This is a genomic window from Corallococcus sp. bb12-1 (assembly GCF_026626765.1).
Classification (GTDB): Bacteria; Myxococcota; Myxococcia; order Myxococcales; family Myxococcaceae; genus Corallococcus; species Corallococcus terminator.
On the sequence record NZ_JAPNJZ010000027.1, the window covers coordinates 99,857 to 119,666 of the forward strand.

The 19,810-nt window shown below is 69.8% G+C and carries 3 protein-coding genes; all 3 read left to right on the plus strand.

All coding sequences use genetic code 11. From position 1 onward, the window contains the following. Positions 1-42: 42 nt before the first annotated feature. From OV208_RS31515 to OV208_RS31525, 3 genes are read left to right on the plus strand one after another with little or no spacing between them, the layout of a single operon-like run. Positions 43-14,277 carry a non-ribosomal peptide synthetase gene (locus OV208_RS31515; RefSeq protein WP_267577639.1) on the plus strand — a complete coding sequence of 4,745 codons (14,235 nt, stop codon included), beginning with the start codon at positions 43-45 and terminating at the stop codon, positions 14,275-14,277. Continuing rightward, entirely contained in the window at positions 14,270-18,436 is a 4,167-nt protein-coding gene (locus OV208_RS31520; protein WP_267577640.1) for a non-ribosomal peptide synthetase, read from the plus strand. The genes OV208_RS31515 and OV208_RS31520 overlap by 8 nt, the downstream gene beginning before the upstream one ends. After that, positions 18,433-19,779: an MFS transporter gene (locus OV208_RS31525; RefSeq protein ID WP_267577641.1), complete on the plus strand. Its 1,347-nt coding sequence runs from the start codon at positions 18,433-18,435 to the stop codon at positions 19,777-19,779. Before OV208_RS31520 ends, OV208_RS31525 begins: the two co-directional genes overlap by 4 nt. The last annotated feature ends 31 nt before the right edge of the window (positions 19,780-19,810 follow it).

The following is a 19,810-nucleotide window of genomic DNA, read 5'->3' on the forward strand; positions in this document are numbered from 1 at the left end:
CTCGCGCCTCCACGGGCCCCCACCTGATTTCCGATCACGCCCATGAACGCTGAAACCTTCGTCTTCCCCGTCTCGTTCGCCCAGCAGCGGCTGTGGTTCCTGCACCTGATGCAGCCGGACAACCCCAGCTACAACATCGCGGGGGCCGTGCGGCTCCAGGGTGTGCTCGACGTTGGCGCGCTCCAGCAGACCTTCGACGCGATGGTGGAGCGGCACGAATCGCTGCGCACCACGTTCGCGCAGGAAGCGGGACACCCCGTCCAGGTCGTCGCGATGGAGGGCACCGCGCCCGTCGTGCTCGTGGACCTGGAAGCCCTTCCCGAAGCCGAGCGTGAAGAGGCGGCCCGCCGGGGCACGACGGAGGAGACGCGCCGGCCCTTCGACCTGATGCGCGGGCCCCTCCTGCGCGCGCGCCTGTTACGCCTCACCGCGACGGACCATGTCCTCGTGATGACGATGCACCACATCATCTCGGATGGTGGCTCGCTGGGCATCCTCATCCAGGAAGTGGCGCAGCTCTACGCGGCGTTCTCCGAGGGCCGTGAACCGGAGCTGGAGTCGCTGCCCATCCAGTACGCGGACTATGCCCAGTGGCAGCGCGAGTGGTTGAGCACCGAAGGCGTGCTGACCGAGCACGTGGCGTATTGGAAGAAGCAGCTCGCGGGCGCGTCCCTGCTGCAACTGCCCACCGACCACCCGCGTCCGGCCATCCAGACCCAACGGGGCGCCCTGCTGCCCCTGCACCTGCCGTCGGCGCTCGTGGCGCGATTGCAGCAGCTCGGTCAGCGCGAGCGGGCCACACTCTTCATGACGCTGCTGGCGTCCTTCCAGGCCCTGCTGTCCCGCTACACCCACCAGCACGACATCCTCGTGGGCGCGCCGCAGAACAGCCGGGGCCGCGTGCAGACCGAAGGGCTCATCGGCCTCTTCGTCAACACGCTCGTCCTTCGCGGAGATCTGTCCGGCAACCCCACCTTCCGTGAGCTGCTCCAGCGCACCCGCGAGACGACGCTGGCGGCCTACTCGCACCAGGACATCCCCTTCGAGCGGCTGGTGGACGAGGTGCAGCCGGAGCGCAACCTGGCCTACACCCCGCTGTTCCAGGTCGCGTTCAACCTCCAGGCCCAGGCGCCGCAGGAGCTGGTCCTCCCCGGCGCGAAGATCCTCCCCATCGAGGTGGAGACGGGCACCGCGAAGTTCGACCTGACGCTGGACCTCCAGGAGAGCGCGGACGGGCTGCGTGGCTTCTTCGAATACAACCGCGACCTGTTCGAGCCCTCCACGATGGAGCGCCTGCGCGGGCACTTCCAGACGCTGCTCGAAGGCATCGTCGCGCGGCCGGACGCGCGGCTGGACACCCTGCCCCTGCTGACGCAGCCCGAGCGCCACCAGCTGCTCGATGTCTGGCCCGTCCTCAAGCACTTCTCCGGCAGCGACTGTCTGCACCAGCGCTTCGAGGAACAGGCGAGGAGACGCCCTGACGCCATCGCCGTGGTGGGCGAAGGGGAACGCCTCACCTACGCGGAGCTGGACGCCCGCGCCAACCAGCTCGCCCATGCGCTGCTGGCGCGCGGCCTCCAGCCCGAAACACTGGTGGGACTGTGCGTGGAGCGCTCGCTGGCCACGGTGGTGGGCATCCTCGGCATCCTGAAGGCCGGCGGCGCCTACGTGCCGCTCGACCCGACGTACCCCGCGGACCGGCTGGCCTTCATGGTCGAGGACAGCCACATGCCGCTGGTCATCACCCAGCGCGCCCTGGTCGAACGCCTGCCGAAGAGCGGCACCGAGCTGCTCGTCCTGGAGGACGCCGCCGAGCTGCTCGCGCGGCAGTCCACCCAGGCGACGGGCCTCGTGCTGGACAGCGACCACCTGGCGTACGTCATCTACACCTCGGGTTCGACGGGCCTGCCCAAGGGTTCACTGCTGCCGCACCGCAACGTCACGCGGCTGTTCGAAGCGACGGCAGACTGGTTCCACTTCGATGAGAAGGACGTCTGGACGCTGTTCCACTCCTACGCGTTCGACTTCTCCGTCTGGGAGCTGTGGGGCGCGCTGTTGTACGGCGGCCGGCTGGTCATCGTCCCGTACCTCGTCTCGCGCTCGCCGGATGCCTTCTACGAGCTGCTGAGCCAGGAGCGCGTCACGGTGCTGAACCAGACGCCCGCGGCCTTCCGCCAGCTCATCCAGGCCGAGGAGCGCAGCGAGTCCGGGCCGCGTCCGCTCGCCCTGCGCTACGTCGTCTTCGGCGGCGAAGCGCTGGAGCCCGCGAGCCTCGTGCCCTGGTTCCGCCGGCACGGGGACACGCAGCCCCAGCTCATCAACATGTACGGCATCACCGAGACGACGGTGCACGTCACCTACCGTCCGATGAGCATGACGGAGGCGGCGCGCACGCAGCAGAGCCCCATCGGCGTGGCCATCCCGGACCTCCAGCTCTACGTGTTGGACTCGCGCCTGGAGCCCGTGCCGGTGGGCGTCGCGGGGGAGATCTTCGTCGGCGGCGCGGGGCTCGCGCGCGGCTACCTGGGCCGGCCCGCGCTCACCGCGGAGCGCTTCATCCCGCACCCGTACAGCCGCACGCCCGGCGCCGCGCTCTACCGCACGGGAGACCTGGCGCGCTTCACGAAGGACGGCCAGCTGGAGTACCTGGGGCGCATCGACCATCAGGTGAAGATCCGCGGCTTCCGCATCGAGCTGAGCGAGATCCAAATCGTCCTCAGCCTGCACCCTGCGGTGCGCGAAGCCCTGGTGCTGGTGCGCGAGGACCCGGCGGGCAGCAAGTCGCTGGTGGCCTACGTGGCCGCGCCGAAGGAGGGCGCGCCGAGCATCAATGACCTGCGGCAGTACCTGCTCGGCAAGCTCCCGGACTACATGGTGCCGGGCGCCTTCGTGATGCTGGAGCAGTTCCCGCTGACCGCGAACGGCAAGGTAGACCGCAAGGCCCTGCCCACGCCGGACCAGTCCCGTCCCGACCTGGGCACGCAGTACGTGGCCCCCAGCACCCGTCCGCAGGAGGTGCTCTGCGCCATCTGGGCGGAGGTGCTGGACGTGGAGCGCGTGGGCATCCACGACAACTTCTTCGCGCTCGGCGGCGACTCCATCCTCAGCATCCAGGTGCTGACGCTGGCGCAGCGCGAGGGCATCCGCTTCTCCCTCCAGCAGCTCTTCCAACACCAGACGGTGGCGACCCTGCTCCAGGCCGCGGAGGTCCGCGCGGTCACGACGGAGGAGCTGCCGCGCACGGAGCCCTTCAGCCTCATCACGCCCGAGGACCGCGCCCGGCTTCCGGCCGACGTCGAGGACGCCTACCCGCTGGCCCGCATCCAGGCCGGAATGCTGTACCACATGGAGTTGGCGCCCAACTCCAACATCTACCACAACACCGACAGCTTCCATCTGCGGCTGCGGACCCCGCTAAATCCGGTGCGCTTCGAAGAAGCGGTGCAGGCCATCGTCGCGCGTCAACCCGTGCTGCGCACGGCGTTCGACATGACGACGTACAGCCAGCCGTTGCAGCTGGTGCACAAGAACGCGCACCTCTCCGTCGAGTTCGTGGACCTGAGTCACCTGTCGGACGCGGAGCAGGACGCGGAGATCCACAAGCTGCTGGAGCTGGAGAAGCAGCGGCACTTCGAACTGTCGCGGCCTCCGCTGCTGCGCTACTTCATCCACCAGCGGGCGGAAGGCTCCTTCCAGTTCACGCTCACCGAATGCCACGCCATCATCGACGGCTGGAGCCTGCACTCCACGCTGGTGGAGATGTTCAATCACTACCATGCGCTGGAGCGCGGTGAGGCGCCGCCCCCGGCGGAGCAGACGAGCCTCACCTACCGCGACTTCGTGGCGCTGGAGCAGCGCGCCCTGGAGTCCGAGGAGCATCAGCACTACTGGCGCGACCAGCTCGCGGGCGGTTCGGTCATGCGGCTGCCACGCTGGCGGCGGGCGCTTGCGGAAGGCGAGCCGCGAATCGCCACCGTCAAGGTGCCCCTCTCGCAGGAGCTCCACGCGGGCCTGAAGGCGCTGACCCGGACCGCTTCGGTGCCGTTCAAGAGCATCCTGGTGGCCGCGCACCTCAAGGTCATGAGCCTGCTGAGCGGCCGTGAGGACGTCATCACCGGCATGGGCGTCAACAGCCGCCCGGAGGAAGGCGACGGCTCCAAGCTGCGCGGCATCTTCCTCAACACCCTGCCCTTCCGGCTGAAGCTGGAGCCTGGAAGCTGGAAGTCGCTGGTCCACGCGGCCTTCGAGCACGAGCGCACGCTCTATCCCTTCCGCCGCTACCCCATGGCGGAGATCCAGCGCCAGTGGGGCCGGGAAGCGCTCTACGAAGTCATGTTCAACTACATGCACTTCCACGTGCTGCACGACCTGTCCGGCACGCTGGCCTCGGTAGAGACGCTGGGCGTCATCCGCTCCGAAGGCACCAACGTCACGCTGGCGGTGCACTTCCAGACGGAGCCGCACACCCAGGAGCTGACGCTCGAGCTGGACTACAACGCCGTTGAACTGGAGCACGTGCAGGTGGAGCGCATGGGCGCGTCCTACGCACGCGTGCTGAACGCCCTGGCCTTCCACGCGGAGCAGGCGCACCACCTGTCCTCCGCGCTGCCTCCCGAGGAGCAGCAGCGGATGCTGGTGGAGTGGAACGCCACCTCCGTCCCGTTCCCCAGGACGACGACGTTCCAGGAGCTCTTCGAAGCCCAGGCGAAGCTCACGCCGGACGCGGTGGCCGTCGTCGACGGTGCGCGCTCGCTCAGCTACCGCGCCCTGGATGCGCGCGCCAACCGGCTCGCGCACCACCTGCGCTCCCGGGGCGTGGGGCCAGAACAGGTGGTGGCGCTCGGCCTGGAGCGCTCCATCGAACTGCTCGTGGGTCTGCTGGGCGCGCTCAAGGCGGGCGCGGCCTGGCTGCCGTTGGATCCGACGTATCCCGCCGAGCGGCTGGCGTACATGCTGACCGACTCACGTTCGGCGCTCCTGCTGACAACGAAGGCGCTCGACGCGACGTTCGCGTCCTCCTACGTCAAGCGCGTCTTCCTGGATGCCTTGGACTTCATTGGCGCGGCGTCCGCGCCGGACCTGCCCCCCAGCGCGGGCAGTGAATCCCTGGCGTATGTCATCTACACGTCTGGCTCCACGGGCCTGCCCAAGGGCGCGATGATCACCCAGGGCGGCCTGGTGCAGTACCTCACCTGGGCCGCCAGGACGTATGGCGTGGCGCAGGGACAGAGCGCCCTGGTGCACACCTCCATCGCGTTCGATGCCACCCTCACCAGCCTCCTCACCCCCCTGCTGCGGGGCGCGACGGTGCGCATGCTGCCCGCCGGCAACGAGCTGGAGGCGCTCGCGCGGGCGTTGCAGGAGGAGCGGGGACACGAGCTGGTGAAGCTCACACCCGCGCACCTCCAGGCGCTTTCCCACCTGGTGCCTTCGACCGCGCTGGCCCGGGTGGAGAGCACCTTCGTCGTGGGCGGCGAAGCCCTGCCTCCGGCCACGGTGGAGTTCTGGCGCCAGCACGCGCCGGGCGTCCGGTTGATCAACGAGTACGGCCCCACCGAGACGGTCGTCGGCTGCTCCATCCACGACCTCACGGGTGACGGCCCGCCGGACGGGCTCGTGCCCATTGGCCGGCCCATCTCCAACACGGAGCTGTACGTCCTGGATGAGCGGATGCAGCCCGTGCCGGTCGCCGTGGCGGGGGAGCTGTACATCGGCGGAGCGGGCGTGGCGCGCGGCTACCTGAGGCGTCCCGCCCTCACCGCCGAACGCTTCGTGCCGGATCCCTTCAGCGGTCGGCCCGGGCAGCGCCTCTACCGCACGGGAGACCTGGCGCGCTTCCTGCCAGATGGGACGCTCGACTTCATCGGCCGCCGCGACGGGCAGGTGAAGCTGCGCGGCCACCGCATCGAGCTGGGAGAGATTGAAGCCGCGCTGCGCATGCACTCGTCCGTGCACGACGCCGTGGTCCTGGTGCGCGAGGACGAGCCCGGCGACCCGAGGCTGGTCGCCTACGTCGTGCCCCGGCCGGAGCGCCAGACGGAGGCCAGCGTCCTGCGCACGCATCTGTCGCAGCGACTGCCCGGCTACATGATCCCCTCCGCCTTCGTGGCGATGGAGGCCCTGCCCCTCACCGCCAACGGCAAGGTGGCCCGCAAGGCGCTCGCCATGCCCACGCAGCGGACCGCCGACACGGTCGTGGGCCCGCGCAACGACACCGAGTCGCTGGTCGCCAGCATCTGGGCGGACGTGCTGCGCACGGACCGCTTCGGCATCCACGACCACTTCTTCGACCTGGGCGGACACTCGCTGCTGGCCACGCAGGTGGTGTCGAGGGTGCGTGAAGCCTTCGGCCTGGAGCTGCCCATCGCCGCGCTCTTCGAAGCGCCCACGGTGGCCACGCTGGCCGAGCACCTCCAGGGGCTGCGCGCCCACGGTTCGGGCGAGGCGCCTCCCCCGCCGCTCACGGCCTTCCCCCGCGAGGAGGCACTGCCGCTGTCCTTCGCGCAGCAGCGCCTGTGGTTCCTGGATCAGATGCAGTCCGGCAGCGCCTTCTACAACATGCCCGCCGTCCTCCGACTGACGGGCACGTTGGATCCGAAGACGGTCCAACGCTGTCTGGAAGAGCTGCTGCGCCGCCACGAAATCCTGCGCACGACGTTCCAGATGAGCGGGCAGGCCCCGGTGCAGCGCATCGCGCCGGAGGCGATCCCTGCGATGGAGTTCATCGACCTGCGCGAGCTTCCGGCGGAGCGCCGCGAGGAGGAGGCCCGGCGACTGGCCGAGGAAGAGGCCCAGCGGCCCTTCACGCTTTCGACCGGACCGCTGTTCCGGGGCGCGCTCCTCCGGCTGGGCGAGGACGAGCACCTGCTCCTGCTGACGCTGCACCACATCGTCGCGGACGGCTGGTCCCTGTCCGTCCTCGTGCGGGAGGTGGCGGAGCTGTACCGCGCCTTCTCCGCGAATCGGCCCTCGCCGCTGCCTCGCCTGCCGGTGCAATACGGCGACTACGCACGCTGGCAGCGCGAGTGGCTGTCGGGCCCGGTGCTGGAGCGGCAGCGGGACTACTGGAAGCAGCGCCTGTCGGGGGCTCCTGCCTTCCTGGACCTGCCCACGGACTTCCCTCGGCCTCCCGTGCAGCGCTTCCTGGGACACACACACCAGGGGCTGCTGCTGCCGGAGGACGCGGCCGCGAAGCTGCGCGAGCTCTGCCGCCGCGAGAGCGTCACGCCCTTCATGGCGCTGATGGCGGCCTTCCAGGTGCTGCTGCACCGCACCACCGGCGAGACGGACATCATCTTCGGCACGGACATCGCCAATCGCAATCACTCCGGGACGGAGGGCCTCATCGGCTTCTTCGTCAACCAGCTCGTCATGCGGGGCGACCTGGGCGGAGACCCGTCCTTCCGCGCGCTGCTCGCCCAGGCGCGGCGGGAAGCGCTGGCGGCGTATGCCCACCAGGACCTGCCCTTCGAGGATCTGGTCAAGGCGCTCAACCCCGAGCGTGACCTGGCGTACTCGCCGCTGTTCCAGGTGAAGCTCATCCTCCAGAACGCGCCCTCCTCCGACCTGGAGCTGCCCGGACTGAAGCTGCGTGAAGAGAGCAGCAGCACCGGCGCCGCCAAGTTCGACATGACGTGGGTGGTGACCGATACGGCGCGCGGCCTGGAGTGCCTGTGCGAATACAGCACCGACCTCTACACGCAGGCCACCATCGACCGGATGATGGGCCACCTGCGCGAAGTGCTGCTGGGCGCGCTGGCCCGTCCCGAAGAACGCATCTCCCGCCTGCCCCTGCTGTCCGCGCAAGAGCGGCAACAGGTGCTGCGCGCCTGGAACGACACGGCGTCGCCGCTTCCCGAGGTCCTCCTCGCCCACCAGCTCTTCGAGGCGCAGGCGGCGCGCACGCCCGACGCGGTGGCGGTCTCCTTCGAAGCGCGGCAGCTCACCTACCGGGAGCTGGACGCGCGGGCCAACCAGCTCGCCTGGTATCTGAAGGAGCGCGGCGTGGGGCCCGAGTCCCGCGTGGGCCTGTGCGTGGAGCGCTCGCTGGACATGGTGGTGGGCATCCTCGGCATCCTCAAGGCCGGGGGCGCATGGCTGCCGTTGGATCCCACCTATCCGGTGGAGCGGCTGGGCCTGATGATGCAGGACGCGTCCATCCCGGTGCTCGTCACGCAGGAGCACCTGGCGGATGAGCTGCCGTCGCTGGGGCTGCTGGTGTGTCTGGACTCCGAATGGCCACGGATTGCCCGGAAGCCCGTGACACCTCCGGCCGTGGAGCTGTCGCCGGAGAATCTGGCGTACATCATCTTCACCTCGGGTTCGACGGGCCGCCCCAAGGGCACGTTGCTGTCGCACCGAGGCCTGTGCAACACGGCGCTCGCGGCCGGGCGCGGCCACCGACTCCACCCCGCGAGCCGCGTGCTGCAATTCGCGGCCTTCGGCTTCGATGCGTCGGTGTGTGAGATCTTCTCCACACTCCTGGCGGGCGCGCGGCTGTGTCTGGCGTCGCGCGACGACATCATGCCGGGGCCCCCGTTGCAGGCGCTGCTGGCGTCGCAGGCCATCACCAGCGTGACGCTGACGCCGTCGGTGCTCGCGCGGCTGGAGCCCACGGGGCTGCCGGCGCTGGAGACGCTCATCTCCGCGGGCGAGACGTGCACGCCGGAGCTGGCGCGCCGGTGGGTGGGCACCCGCCACTTCATCAACGCGTACGGGCCCACCGAGGTGACGGTCTGCGCGTCGCTGGAGGACCATGTGGATCCGGACCGGCCCGGCATTGGTAAGGCCTGGCCCAACGTGCGGCTGTACGTGCTGGACGCGCGGATGCAGCCCCTGCCCGTGGGCGTGCCCGGCGAGCTGTACATCGCGGGCGTCGGCGTGGCGCGCGGCTACCTGGACCGTCCGGAGCTGACGGCAGAGCGCTTCGTGCCGGAGCCCTTCGGCACGGTGCCGGGCGCGCGGATGTACCGCACGGGGGACCGCGTGCGCCTGCGCGCGGACGGGTCGCTGGAGTTCCTGGGCCGCCTGGATCAGCAGGTGAAGCTGCGCGGCTTCCGCATCGAACTGGAAGAGATTGAAGCCGCGCTGGCGGAGCGTCCGGAGGTGGGCGCGGTCGCGGTCGTGCTGCGCGAGGAGTCCCCGGGCCGCAAGCAGATCGTCGCCTACGTCGTCCCCGAAGAGGGCATGCGCCCGGAGCCTGAGTCGCTGCGCAACGCGCTGGCCTCACGGCTTCCCGAGTACATGGTGCCCTCGGCCTTCGTGATGCTCCAGGCCCTGCCGCTGACGGCGCACGGGAAGGTGGACCGCAAGGCGCTGCCCTCGTTGGAGCAGCAGCACCAGCAACGCGAGTCCACCTACGTGGCACCGCGCACGCCGGTGGAGCAGGCGCTGGCGGACATCTGGGCGTCGGTGCTGTCGCGTGAGCGCGTGGGCATCCACGACGACTTCTTCGAGCTGGGTGGCGACTCCATCGTCAGCATCCAGGTCATCGCGCGCGCCACGGAAGCCGGGCTCTACATCACCCCGAAACAGGTCTTCCAACACAAGACCATCGCCTCGCTGGCGCCCCAGGTCGGACAGGCCCAGCGGCCTCAGGCCGAACAAGGCGCCGTGATGGGCCCCGGCCCGCTCACGCCCATCCAGCGCTGGTTCTTCGAATGGGAGCGCCCCCAGCCCCATCACTACAACCAGTCCGTGCTGCTGGGCCTGCGTCAGCCCGTCGCCCCCGCCCTGCTGGAGGAGGCGCTGCGAGCGCTGGTGGCCCACCACGACGTGCTGCGGCTGCGCTTCGATTCGACGCCTGAGGGATGGAAGCAGACGGGCACGGGATTGGAGAACACCGTGACGCTGCGTCAGGTGGACCTCTCCGGCCTGGAGGATGGACCCCAGCGCGCGGCGCTGGAAGCCGAAGCGCAGCGGGCCCAGGCGGGCTTCCATCTGGAGCAGGCCCCGCTGGTCGCGGCCGTCCTGTTCGACCTGGGCGCCCAGCGTGGCACCCGCCTGCTCATCGTCATCCATCACCTGGTGATGGACGCGGTGTCCTGGCGCGTGCTGCTGATGGACCTGGAGTCGGCGTGCCAGCAGCTCCTGCGCGATGCCCCGGCGTCGCTGCCGCCGAAGACGACCTCCTTCCTCGCGTGGGCCCAGCGTCTGGAGCACCACGCGCAGGGACCGGAGATGGAGAAGGAGGCCACGTACTGGCTGGGACAGTCCAGCGACGTGCCGGCCCTGCCCATGGACGACGCCACGGGCGCGAACACGCACGAGTCGGCCCACACCGTGACGGTCTCCCTGGAGACCGAGGAGACGCGGCTGCTGCTCCAGGAGGTGCCGAAGTCCTGGCGTGCCCGCATCGACGAGGTGCTGATCACCGCCCTGGCCCAGGCCCTCTCCACGTGGACGGAGCAACCCCGGGTGCGCGTGCAGTTGGAAGGCCATGGCCGCGAGGAGATCTTCGAGGACGTGGACCTGAGCCGCACGGTCGGCTGGTTCACGACCACCTATCCGGTGACGCTGGAGCTGCCGGAGGGCGGCACTCCCGGAGCCAGGCTCCGGGCGGTGCGGGACGCGTTGCAGCAGGTGCCGCGCAAGGGATTGGGCTACGGCCTGCTGCGCTACCTGCGCAAGGACACCGTGGGCCAGCGGCTCCAGGCACAGCCCGAGCCCCAGGTGTCCCTCAACTACCTGGGCCAGCTCGATTCGGCCCTGTCGCCCGCATCCCTGTTCACCGCCGCGGATGAGCCCTCCGGCTCGCCGCATGGGAGCCTCGGTCAGCGCCGGCAGGTGCTGGACGTGAATGCCCATGTGCTCGGCGGCAAGCTGGAGGTGTCGTTCACCTACAGCCAGGCACTGCACCAGCAGGCCACGCTGGAGCGGGTGGCGTCGTCATACCTCCAGGCCCTGCGGACCCTCGTGGCGCAGCGGACGTCCGAGGACGCGGCGCGCGTGTCGCCCGGGGACTTCCCCCTGGCCCCGCTGTCGCAGCCCGCGCTGGACGAGCTGGTGCGCGCCAGTCCCGGCATCGTGGACCTCTACCCGCTGTCGCCCATGCAGCAGGGCATGCTCTTCCACGCCCTGCTGGATCCGCGTGAGAGCGTGTACTTCGAACGGGCCGCCTGGACGCTGGAGGCGGACCTCGACGTGGCGGCGCTGCGCTGCGCGTGGCAGCAGATCATCGCGCGCTACCCCATCCTGCGCACCCGCTTCGCGTGGGAAGGCCTGGCGCAGCCGCTCCAGGTCGTCCAGCGCGAGGTCCACCTCCCCTGGGAGGAGCACGACCTGCGGGACAAGCCGACGGAGGTGCGGCAGCGCTGGCAGTCCGACTGGATGGCCACGGATCAGGCGCGCGGCTTCAACCCGAAGCAGGCCCCGCTGATGCGCGTGGCCGTGCTGCGGCTGGCGGAGCGTAGCTGGCGCGTGGTGTGGAGCTTCCACCACCTGCTGTTGGATGGCTGGAGCGTCGGGCGGGTGCTCAACGAGATGCTGGCGTTCTACGACGCCGCGACCCGCCAGCAGCCACTGCGCATGGAAGAGCCCCCGGTCTACCGGGACTACATCGCGTGGCTCGTGAAGCAGGGGACGGCCCAGGCCGAGGGCTGGTGGCGCGAGTCCCTGAAGGGCTTCGGCGAACCGACGCCGCTCCCCGGTGAGTCGGGAGGACAGGCCCGGAGCTCGCCGCAGGTGATGGGCGAGCGCCGTCGTCACCTGTCCGCCGACGTGACGGAGCGGTTGCGTGCCCTGTCGCGCCGCCATCAGGTGACGCTCAACACGCTGGTGCAGGCGGCCTGGGCGCTGGTGCTCGGACGGCACGCGGGCGTGGAAGACGTGGTCTTCGGAGCCACCGTGGCCGGCCGCCCGCCCGAGTTGCCGGGCGTGGAGCAGATGGTGGGCCTCTTCATCAACACCCTGCCGGCGCGCGTGAAGCTGCCGCCCGAGCAGAAGGTGGTGGAGTGGCTGAAGGCCTTCCAGGACTGGCAGGTGGAGCGCGCACCGTACGAGTACGCCCCACTGGTCCAGGTCCAGGGCTGGAGCCCGGTGCCGCGTGGCACGCCGCTCTTCGAGAGCATCTTCGTCTTCGAGAACTACCCCGTCGAAGAGGCGGTGCGGCAAGGCGCCAGCCAGTTCGAGATCCGCGACGTGGTCGCCCAGGAGCGCACCAACTACCCGCTGACGCTCACGGCCCACGCCGACCGGGAGCTGCTGCTCCACATCGACTTCGAATCCCCCAGGCTCGAAGCCGGAGCCGTGGAGCGGATGCTCGAACAGATGGGCACGGTGCTGGAGGGCATGACCGAAGCGGAGGACAAGAGCTTGTGGCAGTTGTCCCTGCTCACCGCGGCCGAACGTCACCGAGTGCTGGTGGAGTGGAACGACTCGCGCGTGGAGCCCGACCAGACGGGCTGCCTCCCCGAGCTCATCGAAGCCCACGCGCGGCGGACGCCCGACGCCATCGCCGTCGCCTCTCCGGGAAGCGCGCCGCTCACCTACGGCCAGTTGGAGGAGCGCGCCAACCGGCTCGCCCACCACCTGCGCGCTCGCGGCGTCGGGCCTGAACACCTCGTGGGTGTCTGCCTGGAGAAGTCGCCCGAGCTGATCATCGCGCTGCTGGGCATCCTCAAGGCGGGCGGCGCGTATGTGCCGCTGGATCCCTCCTACCCGCCCGAGCGGCTCACGCGGATGATCTCCGAGGCCCAGCTGTCCCTGCTGCTCACGCAGCGGGACATCGTGGAGACCCTGTCGAAGCCCGCGGTGGACCTGTACCTGCTGGAGGAGGAAGCCGCCGCGCGGGCCTCGCTCCCCGCGAATGCCCCACCCCACTGTGCCTCGCCGGAGGAGCTGGCCTACGTCGTCTTCACGTCCGGCTCCACGGGCACGCCCAAGGGCGTCATGGTCAGCCACCGCAACTGGGCCAACGCGTACCTGGGCTGGGAGCGGAGCTACGACCTGGCGAAGGGCTGCCGCAGCCACCTGCAGATGGCGAGCTTCTCCTTCGACGTCTTCGCCGGCGACTTCGCCCGGGCGATGGCCTCGGGCGGCAAGCTGGTGCTCTGCCCCCGCGAGTGGCTGCTGGAACAGACGAAGCTCCATGCCCTCATGAAGGACGAACAGGTGGACTGCGCGGAGTTCGTCCCGGCCGTCCTCCGGGGCCTGCTCCAGCACCTGGAGGAGACGCGGCAGCGACTGGACTTCATGCGCGTCCTCATCGCGGGCTCCGACGCGTGGTTCGTCAGCGAGTACCACCGGCTTCGGGGCGTCATTGGCGCAGGCACGCGGCTGATCAACTCCTACGGCGTCACCGAGGCCACCATCGACAGCACGTGGTTCGAGGGCGATGGATTGGGGACGGAGGACAACCAGCTCGTGCCCATCGGAAAGCCCTTCGCGAACAACCGGCTCTATGTCCTGGACACGCACCAGCAGCCGGTGCCCGCGGGCTTGGCGGGCGAGCTGTTCATCGGCGGCGAGGGCGTGGCGCGGGGCTACCGCCTGCGTCCGGAGCTGACGGCGGAGCGCTTCGTGCCGGATCCCTTCGGGCCACCCGGAGCGCGGCTGTACCGGACCGGTGACCGGGCGCGCTACCTGCCGGACGGCAACATCGAGTTCATGGGCCGCGCGGACACCCAGGTGAAGCTGCGCGGCTTCCGCGTGGAGCTGGGAGAGATTGAATCCACGCTGGGCCGGCACCCGTCCGTCCAGAGCGCGGTCGTCGTCCTGCGTGAGGACCCCAAGAGCCCCCGGCGCCTCGTCGCCTACATCGTCGGCGCTTCAGGGGAACTGGACACCGCCGTGCTGCGCGACTTCCTGCGTGAGCGGCTGCCGGACTACATGATCCCCGCGCTCATGGTCCGGATGGACGCGCTCCCGCTGACGCCCAACGGAAAGGTGGACCGCAGGGCGCTGCCGGCGCCGGATGCCACCGCGCGCGCCGCCGAGGCCCAGTTCGTCCAGCCCCGGACTCCCACGGAGACGGAGCTGCTCGCCATCTGGCGCGAGGTGTTGGGGCTGGAGTCCATCAGCGTGCTGGACACCTTCTTCGACATCGGCGGCCACTCGCTGCTGGCCACGCAGATCATCTCTCGCGCGAACACCGCGTTCCAGGTCACGCTGCCCCTGCGCGCCCTCTTCGAGTACCCCACCATCACGGAGCTGTCCGAACAGGTCGTCCTCGCGCAGCTCGAACAGGCGGACTCGGTCGCGCTCGCGCAGGCGATGGACGAGGTGGACGGCTTGTCGGAAGAGGAGTTGGAGAAGCTGCTGGAGGGCGCCAATGAGTGAGCTGTCCAAGAAGCTGGCGGGGCTCTCCCCGGAGAAGCGCGAGCTCATCCTGCGCAAGCTGCGCCAGCAGAACGCGCTCGCCGCGCCCGAGGCGTTAGCACGCCCCACCACCATCCCCCGGGCGTCTCGGGTTCAGCCGCTGCCGCTCTCCTTCCCGCAGCGCCGCCTCTGGTTCCTGGATCAGTTCGAACCCGGCACGCCCGCGTACAACATCCCGGAGTTCGCGCGGCTGCTCGGGCCGCTTCAGCCGGAGGTGCTGGAGCGAAGCCTCAACGAAGTCATCCGGCGACATGAAGGCCTGCGCACCGTCTTCGTCTCCGAGGGCGGCGAGCCACGCCAGTCCGTCCTCCCCCGGCTGAACGTCCCGCTGCCCGTGGTGGACCTGTCACACCTGCCCGAGGCCGAGCGCGGCGAGCGCTGCCAGGCCCTGGCGCTCCAGGTGGCGGGCGCTTCCTTCGACCTGGCCCGAGGTCCGCTGCTTCAGACCACGCTGGTGCGGCTGGCCGCGGAAGAGCACGTCCTGTTGCTCGTGGTGCATCACATCGTGTCCGACGGCTGGTCCACGGGCATCCTCGTCCGGGAGCTGGCCGCCCTCTACGACGCGTTCAGCCGGCAGCAGCCCTCGCCGCTCTCCGAACTCCCACTGCAATACGCCGACTTCGCGGTGTGGCAGCGGGAGCACCTGCAAGGGGAGGTGCTCGGCAAGCAGCTCGACTACTGGCGCAAGCAGTTGGACGGCAGTGACAGCGCGCTGATGCTGCCCACGGACCGTCCGCGCCCCCGCGTCCGCACGCATGCGGGTGGCAAGCAGTCCTTCCGGGTGGACGCGGCGGTGACGCGGCAACTGCGGGCGCTCGCGGGCCAGGAGAAGGCATCACTCTTCATGGTGATGCTGGCGTCGCTCCAGGCCCTGCTCTTCCGCTACACGCGCGAGCCCCGCATCAGCGTGGGCACGTACATCGCCAACCGGAACCGGACGGAGGTGGAGCCGCTCATCGGCTTCTTCCTCAACACACTGGTCATGCGCACGGACCTGTCCGGAGACCCGACCTTCCGCGAGCTGCTGCGACGCGTGGTGGATGTGACGCTGGGGGCCTACGCACACCAGGACGTGCCGTTCGAGAAGCTGCTGGAGGAGCTGACGCCCACGCGCGACACCAGCTTCTCCCCCTTCTTCCAGACGATGCTCGTGCTGCAGAACACCCCCGAGGCCTCGACCGGACCGAGCCGGCTGCGCCTGGAGCCCTTCTCCGTCGCGGGTGAGCCCCACGCCCAGTTCGACCTGACGCTCTGGCTCGTGGAGGAGGCCGAAGGACTGGAAGGCATCTGGGAGTACAACCGCGACCTCTTCGACGCCTCGACCATCGAGCGCATGGTCGCCCACTTCCAGACGCTGCTCGCCGGCATCGCTGGCCATCCCGAACAGCGGCTGCGAAAGCTTCCCCTGCTCCCGGAGACGGAGCGAAGCCGGCTGCTGCGCGAGTGGAACCAGACGGAGCGCGCGTTCCCCGCCAACGTCTGCCTGCACCACCTCATCGAAGGGCACGCGGCGCGCACGCCCGACGCCATCGCCGTGGTGGATCCGACGCGGCGTCTCACCTACGGCGAACTCGACCGTCAGGCGAACCAGCTCGCGCACCACCTGCGCACGCTCGGCGTCGGACCAGGGCGGCTCACGGGCATCTTCCTGGAGAAGTCCGTGGAGGTGGTGGTCGCGGTGCTCGCCGTGCTCAAGGCCGGCGGCGCCTACGTCCCGCTGGATCCGTCCTACCCCCAGGACCGCACGGCGTTGATGCTCGCGGACAGCCGTCCCCAGGTCCTGGTGACCCGCGACACGCTGCGCGCCATCCTGCCCGCGTCACTGCCGCCGACGGTGCGTCTGGACACCGACGCATCCGCCATCTCCCGTCAGCCTGCCACGGCCCCCACGCAGGTCGTGGAGCCGGAGCAACTGGCCTACGTCGTCTACACGTCGGGCTCCACGGGACGTCCCAAGGGCGTCATGGTGACGCACCGGAGCCTCGCCAACGCGTACTTCGCCTGGGAGGACGCCTACCGGCTGCCCACGCTGCGCGCCCATCTCCAGATGGCGAGCTTCTCCTTCGACGTCTTCTCCGGCGACTTCACGCGCGCCCTGGGCTCTGGCGCGACGCTGGTCCTGTGCCCTCGCGAGTGGCTGCTCGAACCGGAGAAGCTGCACGCCCTGATGCTGCGCGAACAGGTGGACTGCGGTGAGTTCGTGCCCGCGGTGGTCCGCCTGCTGATGGGCTACCTGGAGGAGCAGCGGCAGCGCCTGGACTTCATGCGGCTGGTCATCGTCGGCTCCGACACCTGGGACATGCGCGAGTACCACCAGCTCCGCACCCTGTGCGGTCCGGACACGCGGCTGGTGAGTTCCTACGGGCTCAGCGAGGCGACGATCGACAGCACCTTCTTCGAGAACGCCACGCCCACGCCCAGCGAGCAGATCGTCCCCATTGGCCGCCCCTTCGCCAACAGCCGGATGTACCTGCTGGACCCGCAGATGCAGCCGCTGCCCATCGGCGTTGCCGGCGAGCTGTACGTGGGAGGCGACGGACTGGCGCAGGGCTACTGGGGACAGGCGGGCCTCACCGCCGAGAGGTTCATCCCCAGCCCCTTCGACACCACGTCCGGCGCGCGCCTGTACCGCACCGGCGACATGGCGCGCTATGCGGCGGACGGGACCATCGGGTTCATCGGCCGCAATGACTCGCAGGTGAAGATCCGCGGTCACCGCATCGAGCTGGATGAAATCAAGGCGAAGCTCCTGGAGCACGCCTCGGTGCAAGCCATCGAACTGCTCGTACACGAAGAGGACGGCAACCGGCAGCTCGTCGCGTACCTCACCCTGACCACGCCAGGAGCGGTGGGCCCGGAGGAGCTGCGGCAGCACCTCAAGCAGCACCTGCCGCCGTACATGATCCCTTCGGCCTTCATCGTCCTGGAGGCGTTCCCGCTCACACCCAACGGAAAGGTGGACCGCAAGGCCCTGCCCGCCCCCAAGGGAATCCAGCGCGCACAGCAGGACGACTTCGTCGCCCCGCGCGACGACGTGGAGCGCCAACTCGCGGCCGTCTTCGAAGAGCTGCTGTCGATGCGTCCCATCGGTGTGCACGACAGCTTCTTCGACCTGGGCGGACATTCGCTGATGGCCGTGCGGTTGACGGTGCGGATCCGCGAGCAACTGGGACGCGCCCTGCCCCTGGCCACGCTCTTCCAGGGCCCCACCATCGAACAGCTCGCGCGGGCTCTCCAGGACGACGCACCCGCGCGGCCCTGGTCGCCGCTGGTGCAACTGCACTCCGGCGGTGGACAGCCTCCCGTGTTCTGCGTGCCCGGCGCGGGAGGAAACACCCTCTACCTGCGTGACCTCGCGAAGCGGTTGGGCTCCACGCGCCCCGTGTATGGCCTCCAGGCCCGGGGACTGGATGGGCTCGCCCCCGCGCATCAGTCCGTGGAGGAGATGGCGGAGTGCTACGTGGAGGCCTTGCGACAGGTCCAGGCGCACGGGCCCTACTTCCTGCTGGGCCATTCCTTCGGGAGCTGGATTGCATTCGAGATGGCGCAGCGGCTGCGCAAGCAAGGGGAGACCGTCGCCTTCCTGGGCGTCCTCAACACCACCATTCCGCTCGAACCGACCGCGCACACGGAAGCCCCCGCCTTCGATGACGCGGACTGGATGGCCAGCGTGGCCAGCACCGCGGGCCGCCTGTACGGCGCGGACCTCTCCATCTCCGCCGAAGTGCTCCGCCCCCTCTCCCCCGAGGAACGTCGCGCGGAGCTGACGCGGCGGCTGGTGGCGACGGGCCTTCTACCGCCCGGCACGAGCAGCCAGCACGTCCACGGTCTCATCGAGGTCTACAAGACCGCCTACCGGATCGACTACCTCCCCCGGGACACCGTCCCCGTGCCCGTCACCCTCTTCCAGGCCCACGAGCGACACGAGGATGACGGCATCGTCCCGACCGACTTCGCGGGCGATGCGACCTGGGGCTGGACGCGCTTCGCGGACGGCGCCGTACGCATCGAGCAGGTCCCGGGCGATCACATGACGATGATGGTCGCCCCGCATGTGGACCCGCTGGCGGAGAAGCTGCGCGAGCACCTGGACCGCGCCCAGACAGGGGTCTCCGGATGACGGCCGCCACCACCGAGACCGAACATCCGCCAGCCTTCCCCCTCGCGTTCGCCGTCCTCATCTGGCTGGGACAGTGCGTGTCCCTGCTGGGCTCCGGGCTGACCAGCTTCGCGCTGGGCGTCTGGATGTACGAGACCACCGGGGGCGTGACGCGCTTCGCGCTCGTCATGCTGTCCGCCACGCTTCCGGCCATCCTGCTGGGGCCCGTGGCGGGCGCATTGGTGGACCGCTGGAACCGCCGCTGGGTGTTGATCGTCAGTGACTCGGTCGCTGGCCTGATGTCGCTGGTGCTCGCGATGCTGCTGTTCAGCGGGAACCTCCAGCCGTGGCATGCCTACGTCACCACCGCCGTCGTGTCCGCGGCCAGCTCGTTCCAGCAACCGGCCTTCGGTGTCCTCGTCTCCACGGTCATTCCGGCGCGGCACCTGGGCCGAGCCAACGGGATGGTCCAGTTGGGGCTGGCCGCCTCGCAGCTCATCGCGCCCCTGGCGAGCGCCTCGCTGATGGCGACCATCCACCTCCAGGGCATCCTGATCATCGACGCGGTGACGTTCATCCTGGGCACGACGCCGCTGCTGCTGTTGCGCATCCCGAAGCGGTTCCTGACGACGCCGGTCCAGGAGGAGCGACCGTCGCTCGGGGAGTCCGTGCGCGCGGGCGCGCGGTATCTGGGAACGTCGCCCGGCCTGCTGGTGCTCATCGGCCTCTTGGCCACGAGCAACTTCTTCGTGGGCGTCGTGGAGGTGCTGGTCACCCCGCTGGTGCTCTCCCTGTCCAACGTGGGCGCGCTGGCGGCGATCACCACGGCGGGCGGTGTCGGCCTGCTCGCGGGCAGTCTGGCGATGAGCGCCCTGGGCAGCCCCCGCCGCATGGTCCACGGCATCCTCGCGGTCCAGTTCATCAGCGGGGTGCTCTTCATCCTCGTGGGGTGTGTCACGTCCATCCCGCTGTTGACGGGCATCGCTTTCTGCTTCTTCTTCAGCATCCCGCTCGTCAACGGCGCCAGCCAGACACTGCTCCAGCGCAAGGTCCCGCTGGAGCTGCGCGGGAGGGTGTTCGCCTTCACCGGCACCCTCACTGGCGCGATGCTGCCGCTGGCCTACACCCTCTCCGGCCCGCTGGCGGATCAGGTGTTCGAACCCGCGCTGCGTCCAGGTGGTGCGCTCGCCGCGCTCCTGGGGCGCTTCGTGGGCGAGGGCGCGGGACGGGGCATCGCGGTGATGTTCATCCTCGCGGGCCTCCTGACGATGTTCGTGACGGTACTTGCGGCGCTCTCGCGGCCCTTGCGTGGCCTGGATGAACCCGACGCCGCCCCCGCCAGCGATGTCGCCAGCAGCCCCTGACCTTCCTCAATCCCTTCGAATCATCGGAGCC

Excerpts from the sequence above, each read along its gene's own strand:
- OV208_RS31525 (WP_267577641.1), top strand. The coding sequence starts at position 18,433 with ATGACGGCCGCCACCACCGAGACCGAACATCCGCCAGCCTTCCCCCTC.
- OV208_RS31520 (WP_267577640.1), top strand. The coding sequence starts at position 14,270 with ATGAGTGAGCTGTCCAAGAAGCTGGCGGGGCTCTCCCCGGAGAAGCGC.
- OV208_RS31515 (WP_267577639.1), top strand. The coding sequence starts at position 43 with ATGAACGCTGAAACCTTCGTCTTCCCCGTCTCGTTCGCCCAGCAGCGG.